Here is an 18,909-nt window from a genome sequence, read left to right as displayed (position 1 = left end):
TGTCTTCGACTTAGCCGCTCGGTTAACTTGAGAGGCGCTGGTCAGCGACGCCCGGCCCACCGAACCCTTGCCTCGAGCCCCCTGGAGTCACCTGATGGCCACTCTGCTCTACCGGATCGGACGCTTCGCGTTCGGTCGCCGCGGCGTCGTCACGTCCGCCTGGTTCGTCCTGCTCGCCGTGCTCGCTGGCGTGCTGCTGACCCTGGGCAGCGCCCCGACCTCGAGCGTCACGATCCCCGGCACGGAGTCCCAGAGGGCCCTCGAGGCGCTGGCCAAGGAGTTCCCGCAGGCGAGCGGGGCGTCGGGCACCGTCGTCGTCCGCGCCCCGCAGGGCCAGACCGTCGTCGCCCCGGCCGGCAAGGCCGTCGTCGACGACGTCGTCGCGCGGGCCGCGAAGGTCCCGGGTGTCGTCGGCGCGCTCAGCCCCTTCGACACCAAGGCCCTGAGCCCGGACGGCCGCTACGGCCTCGTCACCGTGCAGTTCGACCGCACGGCCGACGAGCTGACCGCCGACCAGCGCTCTGCCTACGAGGCGCTCGGCGACGATGCCCCCAGCGGGTGGGCCGTGGCCGCGGGTGGCGAGCCCCTGCTCGCGACCCCGGAGATCGGCTCGACCGAGGGCCTCGGCGTGCTCGTCGCGCTCGTCGTCCTCGTCATCACGTTCGGCTCGCTCGTCGCGGCCGGCATGACGATGGTCAACGCGCTCATCGGCGTCGGCGTCGGCATGATCGGCCTGCTCATCGTCGGGCACGCCGTCGAGCTCTCCAGCGTGACACCGGTCCTCGCGCTCATGCTGGGCCTGGCCGTCGGCATCGACTACTCGCTCTTCATCACCTCGCGCTACCGGCACAACCTCGCCCTCGGCCTCGACCACCAGGAGGCCGCCGGGCGGGCCGTGGGCACGGCGGGCACCGCCGTCGTCTTCGCCGGCCTGACGGTGATCATCGCCCTCGCTGGCCTGTCGGTCGTCGGCATCCCGTTCCTGACGGCGATGGGTCTCGCCGCCGCCGGGACCGTCCTCGTCGCCGTCCTCGTGGCGGTGACGCTGCTCCCGGCCCTGCTCGGCTTCGCCGGCGACCGGGTCCTCTCGCGCCGCCAGCGTCAGGCCGACGGGACCGGCACCGACCTCGACGAGCAGGCCGGCAACCGCGGGTTCGCCTGGGGGCGCTTCACGGTCCGCCACCGGGTGCCGGTGCTCCTCACCGGCATCGTCGTCCTCGGCGCGGTCGCCCTGCCCGCCGCCGACATGCGTCTCGCCCTGCCGGACGACGGCACCGCGCCGGCCACGAGCAGCAAGCGCATCGCGTACGACCTCATCTCGGAGGGCTTCGGCGAGGGGTTCAACGGCCGGCTCGTCATGGTCGTCCACGGCGACACCGAGCAGCAGGCGCAGCAGGCGACCGCCGGTGCCGCGAAGGCGGCCACCGGTCTGTCCGACGTGCTCGCCGTCGCACCCGGGCAGACGAGCGCCGACGGGCGCACGACGATCCTCGCCGTCATCCCGAAGTCGGGACCGACGGACGAGGCCACCTTCGACCTCGTCCGCGACCTGCGCTCGGCGCTCGCGGCGACGTCCGGTGCGACCGGGGCGGAGATCTCGGTCACCGGTGTCACGGCCGTCGGAGTCGACGTGTCCGACAAGCTCTCCGCGGCACTGCCCGTCTACCTGCTCGTCGTCGTCGGGCTCGGATTCGTGCTGCTCATGCTGATGTTCCGGTCGCTGCTCGTGCCCCTCACGGCGACGCTCGGCTTCCTCCTGACGATCGGCGCCGCGTTCGGGGCGACCGTCGCGATCTTCCAGTGGGGCTGGCTGTCCTCGCTCGTCGGGCTCGACACCGCCGGGCCGCTCGTCAGCTTCCTGCCGATCCTGCTCATCGGCATCCTCTTCGGCCTGGCCATGGACTACGAGGTCTTCCTCGTCTCCCGGATGCGCGAGGACTTCGTCCACGGCGAGACCGCGCGCGAGGCGGTCGTCGCGGGTGTCGGCCACGGCGCGCGGGTCGTCGTCGCCGCGGCGCTCATCATGATGTCGGTCTTCGCCGGCTTCGTCCTCGTCGAGGACCCGATCATCAAGTCGATGGGCTTCGCCCTCGCATTCGGTGTCGCGGTCGACGCCTTCGTCGTACGCCTGTCGCTCGTCCCGGCCGTCATGTCGTTCCTCGGCGACAGGGCGTGGTGGCTGCCCCGGTGGCTCGACCGCGCGATGCCCAACGTCGACATCGAGGGTGAGAAGCTCCGTCCCACAGGCGGATCCGGTGACCGCGAGGTCGCCGGGCGGCCGGCGGTCCAGACCGCTCCCTGACGTCGCCGACCCCGTATGTCGTGTGTCGGAGGGGACACTGCATGCGGGGTCGTCGCCGTCAGCGGCTCGCGATGACGACGACGAGGACGAGGGCCACGACCGCGAGGACCCCGGCGGCCAGTGCCGTCCTCGCGAGCGCGGACGCGGCCACCGCACGACCGTCGAGGTCGTCACGGGTGCGCACGAGGTGGCTCGCGTCGCGGTAGCGGCGTCGCGCCGTCAGTGCGAGGTCGAGGCTCCAGAGCAGGCCGAGCACGGCGAGGGCATACCCGAGTGGTCCGAGCTGCGGGGGGAGCACCCGCAGCGCGATGAGCGAGCCGACCGCCACCGAGAGTGCCGTGCGGCGCCAGGCGAGCGAGGTGCGCTCGGCCTGCAGCCCGGGGTCGGCCGGCGGGTTCACAGCAGCAGGCCGACCACGACGGCGAGGGCGACGAGCCCGAGCAGCAGCGCGATGGGCAGCTTGAGACCAGACGACGGCAGCGGGGCGAGGCGCCGCATGGCGCGCTCGGTGCGCACCCACGAGAGCCAGGCCTGCGCCGTGGCGGCGATCCCGGCGAGGACGAGCAGGAGCGAGATCGTCACGCGGAGCCACTCGGTCAGCGGCACCTGGAGGGCCTCGACGGCGAGCCCAGCCGCGACGAAGGCCAGTCCGGTCCGGATCCAGGCGAGGAACGTGCGCTCGTTGGCGAGACTGAAGCGGGGGTCCGGGTCCTCGCCGTGGTCGAAGACGGAGCGTGGGAAGCGTCCGCGGTCCTGCGCCATGGGTGGGTCGCCCTCCTCGTCGTCGACGTCCCCGCGCGGTCACCGGGGTCGCTCCCGATCATCCCCCAGAGGCGACCGGCCCGCGTCCGGGGCGCGCACGAACCCGCTCGCGGGGCGGCTGAGCGGGCCGGACCCGACCGGCTCGACCCTCGGCCGGCTCTCGCACCCGGCCCGCCGAGTGCCTAGGTTGGGACCCATGACCCAGGTTCCGACACGCACCCTCGGCGACGGCACGACGCTCCCCGCCATCGGCTTCGGCACGTACCCCCTCACGGGAGAGGACGGCATACGCGCCATCGTGTCGGCGCTCGAGGCCGGCTACCGGCTGCTCGACACGGCAGTGAACTACGGCAACGAGGCGGAGGTCGGCGAGGCGATCCGCCGGTCCGGTGTGTCCCGCGACGAGATCGTCGTCCAGACGAAGGTGCCGGGCCGCGACCACGCCCACGACCGTGCCATCGCCTCGGTCGAGGGCTCGCTCGAGCGCCTCGGTCTCGATCAGGTGGACGTCGCCGTCATCCACTGGCCCAACCCGAGCGTGGGGCTCTACGTCGAGGCCTACCGGGCGCTCGTCGAGTGCCGCGAGCGCGGGCTCGTGCGGTCCGTCGGCGTCAGCAACTTCACCGAGCAGCACCTCGCCGACGTCATCGAGGCGACGGGCGTCGCGCCGGTGCTCAACCAGGTCGAGCTGCACCCGCTCTTCCCGCAGGAGCGTCTGCGCGCGGTCCACGAGCGGCTCGGGATCGTCACCGAGGCGTGGAGCCCGCTCGGCAAGCGCAACGCCCCCTTCGGCGCCGACCCGGTGGCCGCCGCCGCGGAGGCGCACGGCGTCACGCCGGCCCAGGCGATCCTGCGCTGGCACGTGCAGCTCGGGGTCGTGCCGCTGCCGAAGTCGTCGGACCCCGAGCGGCAGCGCGCCAACCTCGACGTCTTCGGTTTCGACCTGAGCCCGGACGAGGTCAGTGCGATCTCGGCGCTGGCGCGCCACGACGGGCGGCTCTTCGGCGGTGACCCCGACACACACGAGGAGATGTGAGGGGCGGTCGGCCGCGCTAGTCGAGGAAGCCGCGCACGGCGGCGAGCTGCTCGTCGTCGAGCCGGAACCAGGCCCAGCTGCCCCGCCGCTCGCGGGTGAGGATGCCCGCGTCGACGAGGGTCTTGAGGTGGTGGCTCACGGTCGGCTGAGACACCTGCACGGCCTCGGTCATGTCGCACACGCACGCCTCGCGGCCGGGAGAGGCGCCGATGATGCTGAGCAGCTGGAGGCGCACGGGGTCGGCGAGGGCCTTGAGCAGGGCGGCCCGGCGGTCGGCCTCCGCGCGGTCGAGGACGTCGACGGGGGCGGTGCCGCACGCGGACACCTGCTGCGGGGTCGTGCCCAGCGTGGTCACGCTCACGGGTTCACCCTCCGTTCACCGGCATCGACAGTGATCCATATTGACACATGCTGATGTGACTGCCAACGTTGGAATATCGACCACTGTCGATGCAGCTGAGCTGCGACCGCCCCAGCGTTCGAAGGACACCGGTGACCAACCGAACCAGCCCCTCCGTCACGGAGACTCCGTCACGCCACGACCCGGTGGCGGCGAAGCTCTCGACGCTCGACCGCTTCCTGCCGGTGTGGATCGGTCTCGCGATGCTGGCCGGCCTGCTCCTCGGGCGCCTCGTCCCCGGGCTCGGCGACGGGCTCGCGCGGGTCGAGGTCGACGGGGTCTCGCTCCCGATCGCGCTCGGCCTGCTCGTCATGATGTACCCCGTCCTCGCCAAGGTCCGCTACGACCGGCTCGACTCGGTGACCGGTGACAAGCGGCTCCTGCTGAGCTCCCTGTTCCTCAACTGGGTCCTCGGGCCGGCCCTGATGTTCGCCCTGGCCTGGATCTTCCTGCCGGACCTGCCGGCCTACCGCACCGGCCTCATCGTCGTCGGTCTCGCGCGCTGCATCGCGATGGTCATCATCTGGAACGACCTCGCGTGCGGTGACCGTGAGGCCGCCGCGGTGCTCGTCGCGCTCAACTCCGTCTTCCAGGTCGTCGCCTTCGCCGGCCTCGGCTGGTTCTACCTCTCGGTCCTGCCCGGGTGGCTCGGCCTCGAGCAGACCGGCATCGACGCGTCGACGTGGGACATCGCCCGCTCGGTGCTCATCTTCCTCGGCGTGCCGCTCCTGGCCGGCTACCTGTCACGGCGCATCGGCGAGAAGCGCCGCGGACGTGTCTGGTACGAGACGACGTTCATCCCACGGGTTGCTCCCTTGGCGCTCTACGGGCTGCTCTTCACCATCGTCATCCTCTTCGCCCTGCAGGGTGAGGCGATCACCTCGCGGCCGCTCGACGTCGCGCGCATCGCGCTTCCGCTGCTCGTGTACTTCACCGTCATGTGGGGCGGCGGGTTCGGGCTCGGAGCGAGCCTCGGGCTCGGGTACGAGCGCACCGCGACCCTGGCCTTCACCGCGGCGGGCAACAACTTCGAGCTCGCGATCGCCGTCGCGATCGCGACCTTCGGCGCCACCTCGGGGCAGGCCCTCGCCGGCGTCGTCGGCCCGCTCATCGAGGTGCCGGCGCTCGTCGCGCTCGTCTACCTCAGCCTGGCGCTGCGGCGCCGCTTCACCCATCACGACGACGGGCCTGCCGTCGCCACGCCGACCCGAGAGGTCCTGCCATGACCGAGCGTCCCAGCGTCCTGTTCGTCTGCGTCCACAACGCGGGTCGCTCCCAGATGGCGGCGGCCTACCTCGCCCACCTCGCTGGTGGAGCGGTCGAGGTGCGCTCGGCCGGCTCGGCCCCGGCCGACAGCGTCAACCCGTCGGCCGTCTCCGCCATGGCAGAGGCGGGCATCGACATCACCGCCGAGACCCCCAAGATCCTCACGACCGACGCGGTCCGGGAGTCCGACGTCGTCATCACCATGGGGTGTGGCGACACGTGCCCGATCTTCCCCGGCAAGCGTTACGAGGACTGGGACCTGGACGACCCCGCGGGGCAGGGTCTCGAGTCGGTGCGGCCGATCCGCGACGAGATCCGCCGCCGCGTCGTCGACCTGCTGCGGTCGCTCGATGTCGAGCCCATCGGCGCCTGACCAGCGGTCACCGAGCGAGCAGGTCGCGTCGGTCGAGCAGGCCGACGATCTCGCGCACCGCGTCCCTGGCCGTGCGCCCGACGCCGATGAGGGTGGCCGACGCAAGCCCGGTCCAGTCGCCGTAGCCCACGAGGTGGAGCCGGGGATCACCGACGGCCCGCGTGCCCGAGACCGACGGATGCCGGCCCTCCCTCGGGAGGCGCAGCGGCGAGAGGTGCGCCAGGTCGGGGCGGAAGCCGGTGCACCACAGCACGACGTCGGCCTCGCTGCTGCTGCCGTCCGGCCACTCGACCCCCGTGCGGGTGAAGCGCCGGAACATCGGCCGGGCCACGAGGTCGCCGCGGTCACGGGCCGCGCGGACGGACTCGACCATGACGACGTCGCCGAGGCCGGCGACGCCGCCCGGGTCTGTGAGGCCGTCGTCGAGCGCCTCTCGACGAGCCGTCGCGACCCTAAAGAGCACCCGGCCGTCCACATCGTCGGGCAGGAAGCGCGGCGGTCGGAGGGTGACCCACGTGGTGTCGGCCACGAGCGAGACCTCGGCGAGCAGCTGGGCCCCCGTGTTGCCGCCCCCCACGACGACGACCCGCCTGCCGGCATACGGCTCGGCAGTGCGGAACTCCGCGCTGTGCAGCTGTTTGCCGCCGAAGAGGTCGGCGCCCGGGTAGTGCGGCACGAACGGGCGACCCCAGGTGCCCGTGGCGCTGACGACGACCCGGGCCCGCCACGTCTGCATGCTTTCGTCTCCAGCCGGACGGCTCGTGACGACGAGTCGCCCTGTGGCGCAGTCGTCCTCGCGCTCGACCGAGATGACGCTCGTGCCGTGGTGGACGGGGAGGCCATAGCGCCTCTCGTAGCGCTCGAGGTAGTCGACGACGTGCGCGGCGGGCGGGTAGTCCTCGGCTGCGGGGGGGCATGAGCCAGCCGGGGAGGGAGGAGAACCCAGGTGGTGAGAAGAGCCTGAGCGAAGGCCAGACGTGCTGCCAGGCCCCGCCCGGCGACTCGCCTGCATCGAGGACCACGTAGTCGGTCTCCGCCACGAGTCCGGCGCGGCGCAGGTGGAAGCCCGTGGCGAGTCCGGCCTGCCCCCCACCGACGACGACGACCTCGACGTCCCGGGGGCTCGTCACGCCTTCGTGGCCAGCATCTGAGCCATGGCCGTCAGCACACCGGGAGCGACGCGGTAGTAGACCCAGCTCCCGCGCCGGTCGGACTCGAGCAGACCGGCCTCGCGCAGCTTCTTGAGGTGGTGCGACACGGTCGGCTGCGAGACCCCCACGTCCTGGATGTCGCAGACGCAGGCCTCGCCGCCCGCGGACGAGGCGACGTTGGAGAAGAGGCGGAGGCGTACGGGGTCGCCGAGGGCCTTGAACATGCCGGCCATGACCTCGGCGTCGGACTGGCTGAGGGCGGCGCGGGTGACCGGCGGGCAGCACGGCACCGCCAGCAGGGGGAGTGGCGCGGGTGCGGTCTGCTGATTCGACATGTGTCTATCTTGACATTGGTCGAACCCGCGGGCAAGGATGCGATATCGACAATGATCGAATCAATGCTCGAGACCGCGGAGGTCCCCATGAACCACGACGCCCCACAGCCACCCACCGTCGTCATCGGCGCCGGCCCGATCGGTCTGGCCGCCGCGGCGCACCTTCTCGAGCGGGGGCTCGAGCCGATGGTGCTCGAGCGCGGCGACCACGCGGGCGCCTCCGTGGCTTCATGGGGCCACGTGCGGCTCTTCTCCCGTTGGTCCGAGCTCGTCGACCCGGCCGCCCGGCGGCTGCTCTCCGGCCAGGGCTGGGTCGAGCCCGACGCGAGTCACTACCCGACCGGCGCCGAGTGGGTGGATGAGTACCTCCGACCACTGGCCGACGCTCTCGGCGAACACGTCCACTACGGGGCCACCGTCACCGGGGTCGCCCGGCAGGGGCGAGACCGCGTCGTCGACTCCGGTCGGGAGGACCAGCCGTTCACCGTCCACGTGAGGGACGCCGACGGTCGCGCCCGCCGCATCACGGCCGGTGCCGTCGTGGACGCCTCCGGCACGTGGACGCTCCCGAACCCGCTCGGCAGCGACGGCTATGCGGCAGACGGCGAGCGCGAGCCCGACGTGGCAGCCCACGTCGCCTACCGCGTCCCCGACGTCAGCACCGCCGACGACGTGGCCCGTTTCGGCGGCAAGCGGACAGCCGTCGTCGGCTCGGGCCACTCCGCCTTGACGGCCCTGGTCGCCTTGGCCTCGCTCGCCGAGAAGGTGCCGGGCACGAAGGCCGTCTGGGTCCTGCGCCGGGGTGCGGTCGGCAACGCCTTCGGCGGCGGCGGCGCGGACCAGCTCCCGGCCCGCGGCGCTCTCGGCCTGCGCGCCCGCGACGCCGTCACGGCGGGACACATCGAGGTGGTCACCGGGTTCCGGACGCAGGCTGTCGAGTGCACGGGCAGTGGCACGTTGGCGCTGGTGGGCGAGGACGGGCGTCGTGTCGACGGGCTGGACGAGGTCGTCGGCCTCACGGGGTTCCGTCCGGACCACACGATCATGTCGGAGCTGCGCCTACGCCTCGACGACCGGCTCGAGGCGCCCATCGGGCTCGCGCCGCTCATCGATCCCAACGTCCACTCGTGCGGCACCGTCTACCCGCACGGCGCCGGCGAGCTCGCACATGACGAGCAGGGCGTCTACGTCGTCGGGATGAAGGCCTACGGCCGCGCGCCGACCTTCCTGGCGCTCACCGGTTACGAGCAGGTCCGCTCCGTGGCGGCCGCGCTGGCCGGTGACCACGAGTCCGCCTCTCGGGTCGAGCTCACGCTTCCCGAGACCGGGGTCTGTGGCGGGGCGGGCCTGTTCGACGACCCGGACTCCACCACGAGGGGCGCCGACGGCGAGGCAGTCGGCGGGTGTTGCGTACCCGCCGTACCGCAGCTCGTCCAGATCGGTGCCCCGTCCAGCAGCGGGGGAGCGTGCGGACCCACCGGGTGCTGACCCCACGCGCCGGCGACGTCGGCCCGGTGAGCCCGGTGACCACGGAGACGTCGGGGTCCAGTGCTGGCGTCGGCGTCGCCGTGCGGTCCGGCGTCCCCCACCGTCCCACCTGGGCACTCCCCGCCCTGTGCGTCACCCAGGTCGTCGGCTGGGGCGTGCTCTACTACGCCTTCCCCGTCATGCTGCCCGCCCTCACCCGGGACACCGGATGGTCCGCGACGACCACCACCGCGGCCTTCTCCGCCGCACTCGTGGTCTCCGCGCTCGTCGGCCTCCCGGTCGGACGGCTGGTCGACACGTCAGGACCACGTCGGGTCATGACGGCAGGCTCGCTGATCGGTGCGGCAGCGTTGGTGATCATCGCCACCGCCGCCGACGTCGCCGTCTTCACGGTCGGCTGGGTACTGGCCGGTGCCGCCATGGCAGCGACCTTCTACCAGCCCGCCTTCGCCGCACTCACGCGCTGGTACGGCCGTGACCGGGTCCGCGCTCTGACCGTCCTCACCCTTGCCGGCGGCCTCGCCAGCACCGTTTTCGCCCCGATCACGGCGACCCTCACCGAGCACCTCGGCTGGCGTGAGGCCACTCTGGTGCTCGCGTGCATCGTCCTGCTCACGGCTGTACCCCTGCACGCCGTGGGTCTCCGGGGCCCCTGGCCACCGCACGACCCCGACGCGGCGGCGGGGCCGGTCGACGCCGTGCCTGACGCTCACGCGATCACCAGGAGCAGGCCCTTCCTCCAGCTCGCGGTCGCCCTCGCGCTGTCCGGGTTCGCCATGTACGCCGTCGTGTTCGGGCTGATTCCGCTGCTCACCGAACGCGGAGCCTCCACCGCCCAGGCTGCGTGGGCGCTCGGGCTCGGGGGTCTGGGCCAGACCCTGGGCCGCATGCTCTACAGGTCTCTGGCGGCGCGCACCACAGTCCGTGCGCGGACCGCCGTGCTCATCCTCGCCGGGGCCGTGACGACGGCGCTCCTCGCGTCGCTGGCCGGTCCGCTCTGGCTCGTCACCCTCGTGGCCGTGGGCGCCGGAACGGTCCGTGGCAACCTCACCCTGCTGCAGGCGACCGCCGTCACGGACCGCTGGGGCACCTCCGCCTACGGACGACTGACCGCGATCCTGGCCGCCCCCGTCACCATCGCCGGAGCGCTGGCGCCGTGGGTCGGAGCCGCCCTCGCGGGACCGCTCGGAGGCCACGCGGCCCTCTTCTGGCTGGTCGCTGCGGTCTCGGCCGTGGCGGCGGGGATTGCCGTGACGGCCTGAGGGACGCCTCGCCAGGGACCGGGGCGGGTCAGTCGCGTGGCTCGTCGTCGTCGTCCCAGTGGCACGCGCACGAACACGTGTGGTCCACCCTCCCGTTCGCCGGGCACCTCTTGTGCCAGCCGTTCTCGCACTCCGCGCTCATGGACATCGGCTCACCCCCTGATGAGGTCTTTACTCTCGCACCACCCGGCCGTCCGCGGGCGGTTGCGGTGTCCGAGGACGTGCGTCCCGGCTGCTCGGCCCGGCAAACCGGTCCTCACCCTCTGGGTACTCCCACGAGGAAACGCCTGAATCCTGAACGGCGGCTGTGGGCAGGGGTACGGTGAGACCGGGCCGAGAGGCCGGTCACCGCGGTGGCCGGCGATCGAGCGGTCGGCCCGGATGTGTCGCCGGCGTACCCCTCACGAAAGTGCACCGTGATGCCCCTCCCAGCACGGACCTCCTTCCACGGACAGACCACCGACCCCGCGGATCCCCCGGATCCCCCGGATTCCCCGGTCCCGTCCGGGCGGCCGGACACGTCCTCCGGCGAGAGCTGACGCCGTGCACTCGGGGACGGCGCGGACGACCGACGACCACAGCACGGGTCGCGGTTCCGCCGCCCCCCGCTCGCCCAAACACCGACCGCCGGGCCTCACGGTCCGGACCGTGAGGCGTGCCGGGATCCCGGCTCCCGTGCCGCTGGCCTCGGCGACCGAGCGAGCGTGCGGCACGACCGTGCTCGTCGCGGGCTCCGTCGGCACGGGCAAGACCACGCTGCTGGCGGACTGGTCGGAGGCGCTCGAGCAGCGCGGCGACCTCGTCGGCTGGGCCTCTCTCGACCGTGAGGACAACGACCCCCAGGTCATGGGGGAGACCCTGCTCGGCGCCGTCCGGGCGGCGATCGGGGCGCAGGTCCCCGCGATCGTCGCGGAGAAGGTCCCGAGCCGGGTCGGGCACGCGTTCGTGTCCCGTCTCGTCGAGCTCGCCGGCGAGGCGCCGGCGGACACGTGGCTCGTCCTCGACGACCTGCACCTCGTTCGCGACCCACGGTGCGTCGAGCTCGTCGAGCTGATCGTGCGCTGGGCTCCGGCGCACCTGCACGTCGTCGTCGGCACGCGTGCCGACCCGGGTCTGCACCTGGCACGCCTGCGTCTCGAGGAGCGACTCGTCGAGGTGCGCGAGCACCAGCTCCGCTTCTCCATCGACGACACTCGCGAGCTGTTGTCCCGGCACGACCTCGCCCTCGACGACGGGCAGGTGCGCCACCTGCAGGAGCTCACGGAGGGGTGGGCGGCCGGGGTCGCGCTCGCGGCCGTCTCGCTGTCGCGGGGTCGCGACGCCGACGCCTTCCTGCGCGAGTTCGCGCAGAGCCACCGGGCGATGTCGGGCTACCTCGTCGAGGAGGTGCTCGCGAGCCTCGACGAGGAGGTGCGCGACTTCCTCGTCTCCACCTCGGTCCTCGAGGATCTCACGCCCGACCTCGCGGCCGCCGTGACCGGCCGCGACGACGCGGGTGCGCTGCTCGAGGCACTCTCGGCGGACAACGCCATGGTCACCGTCGACCGGGAGGGCCCACCGACCTACCGCTACCACGTGCTCCTGCGCAGCTACCTCGGCGCGATGCTCGAGTCCCGCAGCCTCCGTGGTGCGCGTGAGGTCCACGCGCGCGCTGCGCAGTGGTATGCCGCCCACGACGTCCCCGGCCAGGCGCTGCGTCACGCCGAGGCGGCGGGCGACCTCGACCTCATGAGCGATGTCATCCACCACCACGCGCTCCACCTGCTGCTCGACGGACGGGCCGCGGACATCGACGCCGCGGTCCGCACGGTCCCGTTCGGCGATCCCGTCATGACGGCGGTCGCCGCGCTCGCGAGCCTCGACCTGTCGGACCCGGAGGCCGCACGTGTGCAGCTGGCCTCCCTCGCGTCGCAGCCGGGCCCGTGGCTCGGGGCCGAGGCGGACGGAGGCCGCGCGGACGGCGACCCCGCGGACGGAGACGCGGGCGGGCTGCCTCTCGAGCGGCTGCTGGCAGTCGGCCTGCGCTGGCTCTCGTTCGTCGGGGACGACGTCGGGCGGCGATCGGTCGGGGAACCGACCGTGCGCGCCGACGGTGAGCCGAGCGGCGACGCGTGGGTGACCGACGGGCTGACGGCGGAGCTCTCCTCGACGTTCCGGACCTGGTCGGGCAGCCAGCCCGCGCGCCGGGCCGACGTGTCGCCCGCCGACGTCCCCACGAGCTCCGTTGCGGCAGTGAGGCTCTCGGGGTCGAGCCGGCCGGTCGGCCGGGTGCCCCACGCCCAGGCAGATCTCGACCTCCTCGACGAGCTGACGAGTGGTGGCGTCCTCTTCGGGGCCGGACGGTTCGAGGACGCCCGGACGGCATACGGCGCGGCCCTCGGGACCGCGCGCCGCGCCGGGCACGTGCTGTCCGCCCTGCAGGCCATGGTCGGGCTCACGTCGGTGGCGGCCGCCCAGGAGGACCTCGTCGAGATGACGGCGTGGTCCGAGCGGGTGCTCTCCGAGTCCCAGGGCACGCCCTGGGCGCTCTCGCCCCGCCTCCTCCCCTCGTACGTCTTCGCCGCGTGGGGTGCCCACCAAGGCCTCGACGTCACCACCGCCCGGGACCTCAACCGGACAGCCCTCGCCTTGCTCGCCGAGGTCGCGGCGATGGCACCGGCGCTCCTGGCGCCCGAGGACGAGGCCGGGGACGACGCCTCGACGACGGCCGCGCGCGGCCTCGAGCAGCTGGGTCGGCTCGCGCGGATGCTCGAGGCCGACCTCGACCTCGAGGAGGCAGCGGACGAGCCCGGCGCCCGGCAGGACGTCGTGACGCGGGTCATGACCGGCGCCAGGGACGTGGGACGCCTCTCGATGACTCCGGCGCTCGCCGTGGGAGAGCTGTCCCGGGCGCACCGGATCGTGCTGCTCGCAGGCTTCCCGCGGCTCGCGGTCGAGATCGAGCAGCTGTGCGCCGGGCTGCAGGGGTGCGAGGTCGAGGTCGCCGTCATGTCGGGCGTCCGTCACCTGCGGACCGGCGAGGACGCTGCTGCCAGGCTGGCCGTGGCCCCGCTGCTCTCCGCCGACCCGGGATCGCTGCCCCTGCGCGCCGCCGTCACCGCTCACCTGGTCAAGGCGGTGGTCGCCCACCGCAACGCCCAGCCCACCGTGGCCCACGAGGGGCTCGTCGTCGCCCTGACGCGTGCCGCGCCGCAGCGCGCCCTGCGGATGGTTCTCGAGGTCGCGCCGGACGTCGCCGATGTCCTGGCCGTCGGCGCCGGACGCTTCGGTGAGCTCGAGGCCTTCACCCTCGAGCTGCGCGAGCACGTGCGACGGGCCGCCGCCCCGCGGGCCGAGCCGCTGCTCGACGTCGCCCTCAGCGCCCGCGAGCTGAGCCTGCTGCGCGAGCTGCCGTCACTGCTGACCGTCGCCGAGATCGCCGACGCACGGGCCGTGAGCCGCAACACCGTCAAGACGCAGCTGCGCTCGCTCTTCCAGAAGCTCGGTGTCGGCTCACGCCGTGACGCCGTGGCAGCGGCGCGTCGACTCGGCCTCCTCTAGGTCGACAAGGACGAGGTCACCCGCCGGGTCGACAGGGACGAGGTCACCCGCCGGGTCGACAAGGACGAGGTCACCCGCCGGGTCGACAGGGACGAGGTCACCCGCCCGGGGTGAGGCCGCGCCCCATCCGGAGCGGCACGATCGGACCAGGAGCATTCGGCATCCGGATCGACCCATGAAGGGGGCGGCGTGCGCTACGAGTTCATCCTGGCCGAGCAGATCCCCGAGGTCGCCCGGGCGGCCTTCCCCGAGCTCGACGAGTCGACCGTGGAGGTCGGTACCAAGGGCTCGGTCATGTACGGGGACGTCCAGGACGCCCCGCACCTGCACGGCATCCTCGACCGCTTCCAGGACCTCGGCTTCACGCTCCTCGAGCTGCGGCGTCTCCCGGACTAGCTCCGGTGACACGGGAGTCCGCTGGGGACCCTGCGGCCGGCACCCCTCGGCAGCGGCGGGCCGACGCGCCGCCGCCGCCGTCACGACCGTCGGTTCCGTCGACGCCGTCGGCGCGACCGGCGGAGCCGCGACGGGCGAGCCGACGACGGGCTCTGCTCGTCGGCACCCTGAAGATCGGGCTCACGGTCCTCGCGCTGTGGTGGTTCAGCCGCGTCGTCCGGCGGGTCAACTGGCCGGCCGTCTGGGACGCCGTCACCGGTCTCGCCCCGCTCCAGGTCCTGGTCCTGCTCGTCGTCGTCGCGCTGCGACAGTGCCTCAACGCCGGGCCGCTCGCGGTCATCGTCCCGTCCCTCGGCCTGCGCCGCGCGGTGTCCAACGACCTGTCGGCCAACCTCGTCGCGACTGTCGCGCCGCCACCGGGCGACGTCGTGCTGCGCATCGCGATGCTCCGCTCGTGGGGGATCCCGCCCGCCGAGGGCATCGCCGGCATCTCGCTCAACACCCTGACCTACTACGTGGCGCGCTTCGGTGCACCCGTCCTCGGGCTGGGACTCGCCGCGGTCGCCGGTCAGGCCGAGCCGGCCTACGTCTGGACCGCGCTGTCGAGCGGCGCGGTCAGCCTCGCGGTCGTCGTCGGACTCGTCATCGCATCGCGGGGTGAACGGTCCGCAGCGCGCGCCGCCGCGTGGGTCGGGGGCCGGCTGCGCAGGATCACCTCACGGGTCGACTCCGTCGCGTGGTCGGAGCGCGCCGCCGCGTTCGTCCGGCAGGCCGGCGACGTGCTGCGCCGCGGCTGGGGCAGGGCCATGGCCTGCCAGGTCGGGCTGGTGCTCAGCGAGGCGCTGCTGCTCGTGCTGTCGCTGCGCTTCGCCGGCGTGCCTGCGGTCGTCGCGCCCACCGTGACCATCGTCGTGGCCCTGCTCATCAGCTATCCGCTCACGGCCCTGCCGTTCGGTGGCGTCGGGGTGCTCGATGCCGCCGTCATCGCCGTGCTGGGTCTGGAGCAAGGGCTGTTCGAGGCGGAGGCCGTGGCCGGCCTCGTCGTCTTCCGTGTCTGCTGGATGCTCGTGCCACTCGCCCTCGGGGCTGTGACGGTGACGAGGTGGCGTCGCGGGCACGTCGCCGAGGCCGCGGCCCTCAGAAACGCCACACGAGGGGGATGACGGCGACGGAGACGACCAGCCACAGGAGCAGGACCGGCAGCCCGAGTCGCCAGTAGTCGCCGAAGCGGTAGCCGCCCGGGCCCATGATCATCATGTTGGCGGGCGTCGCGATCGGGGTGAGCAGGGACGCGGCGCCGGCGACCGCGACGAGCATGAGCACCGGCAGCACCGAGACCCCGGTCTCCTGGGCCGCGGCGACCGCGATCGGTACGACGATGAGCACCGTCGCGGTGTTGCTGACGACCTGCCCGAGGATCGCCGTGAGGGCGAAGAGCGCGACGAGCAGCACGTAGGGCCGGCCCTCGCCCACGACGTCGATGAGCCCCCTCGCCACGAGGTCGGCCGCCCCGCTCGTCTCGATCGCGGTCGACAGCGGGATGAGGCCGCCGATGAGCACGACGGTCTGCCACGAGACGGCGCGGTAGGCCTGATTGACGCTGATGACCCTGGTGAGCACCATCGCGGCTGCGGCGGCGAGGCCCGCGATGGCCGGCGGCACGACCCCCAGCGCGAGCAGGACGACCATGACGAGGAGGACGGCGATGGCCCGTCCCGACCGCGGTCCGAGCGGAACCGCCTGTCGCCGAACGAGATCCGGGGAGTCGACGAGGAGCACGTCGCGGTCGTGGACGAGCTCCTCGATCGACGTCCACGTGCCGTGCAGCAGGAGGCTGTCGCCGGCCGTCAGCTCCAGGGGGGTGGCGCCGACGTCCTTGCCGAGCCGACGGATGCCGAGCACGACGAGGTCGCTCCCGCGCATCTGGCCGGGGAAGGACGTCTCGCCGACGAGCGGGGAGCGCGGGGGCACGACGACCTCGGCGACGCCGACCTCGCGGTTCATGATGCCGGCCGACCCGACCGTGATCGGTCGCATCGCGACGGCGAGACGCAGCTCGGGCACGAGGCGGCTCACCGCGTCGCTCGCCCCGCTGACGACGACGACGTCGTCGTCGCCGACCGGGGTCGCCCCCGTCACGGCGTGCCCGCCGGCGCTCTGCACGCCGATGAGCGTCACCCCCGGGTATGCCGCGAGGTCGAGTCGCGCGGCCGGCACCCCGACGACGGGCGACCCGGGGCGCACCCGGAGCCGGTAGAAGCCGTCGTGCAGCTCGTAGTAGGCCGCGAGCCGGCTCGCGTGCCGACCGAGGTCACGGACGGGCTGCGACGAGGACCGGCGGGGGAGCACCCGTGGTCCGAGGAGGACCCCGAGCGTCACGGTGCCGATGACGAGCGGCAGGCCGACGACGGCGAAGTCGAAGAAGCGGAAGGGGTCGGCACCGGCGTCGACGGCTGCGTTCGCGACGATGACGTTGACCGGGCTTCCCGTCAGGGCGAGGAGGGACCCGGCGCTCCCGGCGAAGGCCATCGGCATGAGCATGAGCGACGGCGACCGCTGGATGCGGGTGGCAAGGACGAGCACCATGGGCAGCAGCGCCGCGACCGAGCCGTTGAGGGTGATGACGGCGGTCAGCACCGCGCACAGGCCGAGCACCGCGACCATGAGCCGGACGGCTCCGTCGCCGACCACGTCGATGAGCCGCTGGCCGGCCCACGTCGTCACGCCGGCCGAGTCGATCGCCTCGCTGACGACGAAGAGGGAGGCGATGAACACGACCACGGGGTCGCCGAACCCCGACAGCGCCGTGTCCGCGTCGACGAGGCCCGTCGCGTAGAGCGTGAGACAGGTGAGGACGGCCACCCCGCCCACGGGGAGGCGGTTCCAGATGAAGAGGACGACGGTCGCCCCGAGGACCACCAGGCTCGTCGTCGCGGGGCTCATGGCCCCATCGTCGGTGCAGGGGCCGTGCGGTGCGGTCACCCACGACGGGTGAATCGGGTGCGCCGGCGGGGCGACCATGCTCGGAAGGACCAAGACCACCCCACCGGAAGGAGTCGGCGTGAGCACCCCCGCCATGCGCACTCTGGATCCCATCCCGTCCACCCGGACGTCCACCACCGTCGACGTCGTCACCCAGCTGCCCGGCGCCGACGAGGTCGGGGCTGTCGCGGTGCCCGTGGCCGAGGGCGCCGAACCGCCGGCCGACCTCGGCCAGGACGCCGCGGCCCTCGCCGCCGTGGGCTTCACCGGCAAGCGCGGGCAGACGATCGTGCTCCCCGGGGGGAGACGGGCCCTCGTCGCGGTCGGGATCGGGTCGGTCGACGACGTCGACGTGGCCGCCGTCCGCGACCTCGCCGCGACGTTCGCCCGGGCCGTGCCCCAGCACTCCCGGCTCGCCGTCGAGCTGCCCGACCGGGAGATCGGGCTGGCACCGGCAGACTTCGCCCGCGCCGTCACCGAGGGAGTCCTCCTCGCACGCTGGAGCTTCCGCATCAGCGACACGGACGACGACCAGGCGCTCGAACGCCTCATCCTCGTCGCGCCGGCACAGCACACGGAGTCCGCGATCGAGGGCGTCCGCCGGGGTGAGGCGCTCGCCCGTGCCGCCGCCCTCGGCCGCGACCTCGCCAACTGCCCGGCGGCGGCGCTGACCGCGACGCGGATGGGTGAGGTGGCCCAGGAGGTCGGGCCGGCCGCCGGTCTCGAGGTCGACGTCGTCGGCAAGGACGAGCTCGTCGAGATGGGGTGCGGGGGGCTGCTCGGGGTCAACCTCGGCAGCGTCGAGGAGCCGCGCATGGTGCGCCTCCACTACGTGCCCGAGGGCACGTCGCGGGGACACCTCGCCCTCGTCGGCAAGGGCATCATGTACGACTCCGGCGGCATCAGCATCAAGCCGAGCGACGAGTCGCACGCCCAGATGAAGAACGACATGACCGGCGCCGCCACCGTGCTCGCGGCGATGACGGCGCTGCGCGACCTCGGGTGCGAGACCGAGGTGACCGGCTACCTCATGTGCACCGACAACATGCCCTCGGGCTCGGCGCTCAAGCTCGGCGACGTGCTCCAGATGCGCAACGGCAAGACCGTCGAGGTGAAGAACACCGACGCGGAGGGGCGTCTCGTCATGGCCGACGCGCTGGCCCTCGCCGTCGAGCTCGACGTCGACGCGATCGTCGACATCGCCACCCTGACCGGCGCGTGCCTACGGGCCCTCGGGGTCGACATCGCCGGGGTCATGGGCAACTCGGAGGCGCTCGTCGACCAGGTCCGCGCAGCCGGCGACGCCGTCGACGAGCCGGTCTGGCCGTTGCCGCTGCACCGCGCCTACCGCAAGCAGCTCGACTCGCCGATCGCCGACATGACCAACCTGGGCGGCCCCGACGCGGGCCAGATCACGGCGGCCCTCTTCCTCGAGGAGTTCGTCGGCGGCAAACCGTGGGCCCACATCGACATCGCCGGCACGGCTCAGCTGCCCGAGGCCAGGGGCTGGCGCAACAAGGGGGCTACCGGCTTCGGCAGCCGGCTCCTCATCGAGCTCGCCTGTGCCTTCGAGAGGCCGGTCGAGGGCGGCGCGTGAGCCCACGCGCTCGCGTCCG

16 protein-coding genes are annotated in these 18,909 nt (G+C 73.1%); 10 read left to right on the top strand and 6 right to left on the bottom strand.

Annotated elements, in window-relative coordinates:
- The first annotated feature begins 94 nt into the window (after nucleotides 1-94).
- Entirely contained in the window at nucleotides 95-2,302 is a 2,208-nt protein-coding gene (locus tag ACSSS0_RS06105; protein WP_487230415.1) for an MMPL family transporter, read from the top strand.
- Nucleotides 2,303-2,360: 58 nt separating this feature from the next.
- Here the strand turns inward: ACSSS0_RS06105 and ACSSS0_RS06100 are convergent, their stop codons facing one another.
- Together ACSSS0_RS06100 and ACSSS0_RS06095 are read right to left on the bottom strand one after the other, a co-directional pair.
- Complete coding sequence (locus tag ACSSS0_RS06100) at nucleotides 2,361-2,702, bottom strand: DUF202 domain-containing protein (RefSeq protein WP_487230414.1); 342 nt, start codon at nucleotides 2,700-2,702, stop codon at nucleotides 2,361-2,363.
- Entirely contained in the window at nucleotides 2,699-3,064 is a 366-nt protein-coding gene (locus tag ACSSS0_RS06095; RefSeq protein WP_435984852.1) for a YidH family protein, read from the bottom strand. Before ACSSS0_RS06095 ends, ACSSS0_RS06100 begins: the two co-directional genes overlap by 4 nt.
- A gap of 196 nt (nucleotides 3,065-3,260) precedes the next feature.
- On the opposite strand from ACSSS0_RS06095, the gene ACSSS0_RS06090 reads away from it, so the two are divergent.
- Nucleotides 3,261-4,100 (top strand): aldo/keto reductase, encoded by an 840-nt coding sequence (locus ACSSS0_RS06090; protein ID WP_487230413.1) that lies wholly within the window; start codon nucleotides 3,261-3,263, stop codon nucleotides 4,098-4,100.
- 16 nt (nucleotides 4,101-4,116) lie between these two features.
- Here the strand turns inward: ACSSS0_RS06090 and ACSSS0_RS06085 are convergent, their stop codons facing one another.
- A complete protein-coding gene (locus tag ACSSS0_RS06085) occupies nucleotides 4,117-4,461 on the bottom strand; it encodes an ArsR/SmtB family transcription factor (protein WP_487230412.1) in 345 nt (114 codons plus the stop codon).
- A 185-nt stretch (nucleotides 4,462-4,646) separates the two neighbouring features.
- Between ACSSS0_RS06085 and arsB the strand changes: the two genes are divergently transcribed.
- Nucleotides 4,647-5,726 (top strand): ACR3 family arsenite efflux transporter, encoded by a 1,080-nt coding sequence (gene arsB, locus ACSSS0_RS06080; protein ID WP_487231194.1) that lies wholly within the window; start codon nucleotides 4,647-4,649, stop codon nucleotides 5,724-5,726.
- Nucleotides 5,723-6,139 (top strand): arsenate reductase ArsC, encoded by a 417-nt coding sequence (locus ACSSS0_RS06075; RefSeq protein ID WP_487230411.1) that lies wholly within the window; start codon nucleotides 5,723-5,725, stop codon nucleotides 6,137-6,139. The genes arsB and ACSSS0_RS06075 overlap by 4 nt, the downstream gene beginning before the upstream one ends.
- Nucleotides 6,140-6,146: 7 nt before the next feature.
- Here ACSSS0_RS06075 and ACSSS0_RS06070 read toward each other — a convergent pair whose 3' ends face one another.
- Together ACSSS0_RS06070 and ACSSS0_RS06065 are read right to left on the bottom strand one after the other, a co-directional pair.
- Nucleotides 6,147-7,151: an NAD(P)-binding domain-containing protein gene (locus ACSSS0_RS06070; protein ID WP_487230410.1), complete on the bottom strand. Its 1,005-nt coding sequence runs from the start codon at nucleotides 7,149-7,151 to the stop codon at nucleotides 6,147-6,149.
- Between the two features lie 114 nt (nucleotides 7,152-7,265).
- Nucleotides 7,266-7,625 carry an ArsR/SmtB family transcription factor gene (locus ACSSS0_RS06065; RefSeq protein ID WP_487230409.1) on the bottom strand — a complete coding sequence of 120 codons (360 nt, stop codon included), beginning with the start codon at nucleotides 7,623-7,625 and terminating at the stop codon, nucleotides 7,266-7,268.
- Nucleotides 7,626-7,688: 63 nt separating this feature from the next.
- Here ACSSS0_RS06065 and ACSSS0_RS06060 point away from each other — a divergent pair, with 63 nt between their 5' ends.
- The 5 genes from ACSSS0_RS06060 (at nucleotide 7,689) to ACSSS0_RS06040 (ending at nucleotide 15,474) form a co-directional block, all read left to right on the top strand.
- Nucleotides 7,689-9,113, top strand: a complete 1,425-nt coding sequence (locus tag ACSSS0_RS06060) for an FAD-dependent oxidoreductase (RefSeq protein ID WP_487230408.1) — start codon at nucleotides 7,689-7,691, stop codon at nucleotides 9,111-9,113.
- 35 nt (nucleotides 9,114-9,148) lie between these two features.
- Nucleotides 9,149-10,375, top strand: a complete 1,227-nt coding sequence (locus ACSSS0_RS06055; protein WP_487230407.1) for an MFS transporter — start codon at nucleotides 9,149-9,151, stop codon at nucleotides 10,373-10,375.
- Between the two features lie 648 nt (nucleotides 10,376-11,023).
- Complete coding sequence (locus tag ACSSS0_RS06050) at nucleotides 11,024-13,915, top strand: winged helix-turn-helix domain-containing protein (protein WP_487230406.1); 2,892 nt, start codon at nucleotides 11,024-11,026, stop codon at nucleotides 13,913-13,915.
- A gap of 189 nt (nucleotides 13,916-14,104) precedes the next feature.
- Nucleotides 14,105-14,311 (top strand): hypothetical protein, encoded by a 207-nt coding sequence (locus ACSSS0_RS06045; protein WP_435984862.1) that lies wholly within the window; start codon nucleotides 14,105-14,107, stop codon nucleotides 14,309-14,311.
- 5 nt (nucleotides 14,312-14,316) lie between these two features.
- Nucleotides 14,317-15,474 carry a lysylphosphatidylglycerol synthase domain-containing protein gene (locus ACSSS0_RS06040; protein ID WP_487230405.1) on the top strand — a complete coding sequence of 386 codons (1,158 nt, stop codon included), beginning with the start codon at nucleotides 14,317-14,319 and terminating at the stop codon, nucleotides 15,472-15,474.
- Here the strand turns inward: ACSSS0_RS06040 and ACSSS0_RS06035 are convergent.
- Nucleotides 15,449-17,254: an SLC13 family permease gene (locus ACSSS0_RS06035; RefSeq protein ID WP_487230404.1), complete on the bottom strand. Its 1,806-nt coding sequence runs from the start codon at nucleotides 17,252-17,254 to the stop codon at nucleotides 15,449-15,451. The genes ACSSS0_RS06040 and ACSSS0_RS06035 overlap by 26 nt on opposite strands.
- A 118-nt stretch (nucleotides 17,255-17,372) precedes the next feature.
- Here ACSSS0_RS06035 and ACSSS0_RS06030 point away from each other — a divergent pair, with 118 nt between their 5' ends.
- The gene (locus ACSSS0_RS06030) at nucleotides 17,373-18,890 is read left to right on the top strand and encodes a leucyl aminopeptidase family protein (protein WP_487230403.1); all 1,518 of its coding nucleotides are present in this window, start codon (nucleotides 17,373-17,375) and stop codon (nucleotides 18,888-18,890) included.
- Nucleotides 18,891-18,909 lie beyond the last annotated feature (19 nt).

Source organism: Terrabacter sp. R4-6 (genome assembly GCF_057529065.1).
This window is presented reverse-complemented; position numbering and strand designations above follow the sequence as displayed.

What these genes read in the sequence shown, in the direction of transcription:
- ACSSS0_RS06075 (WP_487230411.1), top strand. Translation starts at nt 5,723, where the DNA reads ATGACCGAGCGTCCCAGCGTCCTGTTCGTCTGCGTCCACAACGCGGGT.
- ACSSS0_RS06070 (WP_487230410.1), bottom strand. Translation starts at nt 7,151, where the DNA reads ATGCAGGCGAGTCGCCGGGCGGGGCCTGGCAGCACGTCTGGCCTTCGC.
- ACSSS0_RS06035 (WP_487230404.1), bottom strand. Translation starts at nt 17,254, where the DNA reads ATGAGCCCCGCGACGACGAGCCTGGTGGTCCTCGGGGCGACCGTCGTC.
- ACSSS0_RS06060 (WP_487230408.1), top strand. Translation starts at nt 7,689, where the DNA reads ATGCTCGAGACCGCGGAGGTCCCCATGAACCACGACGCCCCACAGCCA.
- ACSSS0_RS06090 (WP_487230413.1), top strand. Translation starts at nt 3,261, where the DNA reads ATGACCCAGGTTCCGACACGCACCCTCGGCGACGGCACGACGCTCCCC.
- ACSSS0_RS06105 (WP_487230415.1), top strand. Translation starts at nt 95, where the DNA reads ATGGCCACTCTGCTCTACCGGATCGGACGCTTCGCGTTCGGTCGCCGC.
- ACSSS0_RS06095 (WP_435984852.1), bottom strand. Translation starts at nt 3,064, where the DNA reads ATGGCGCAGGACCGCGGACGCTTCCCACGCTCCGTCTTCGACCACGGC.
- ACSSS0_RS06065 (WP_487230409.1), bottom strand. Translation starts at nt 7,625, where the DNA reads ATGTCGAATCAGCAGACCGCACCCGCGCCACTCCCCCTGCTGGCGGTG.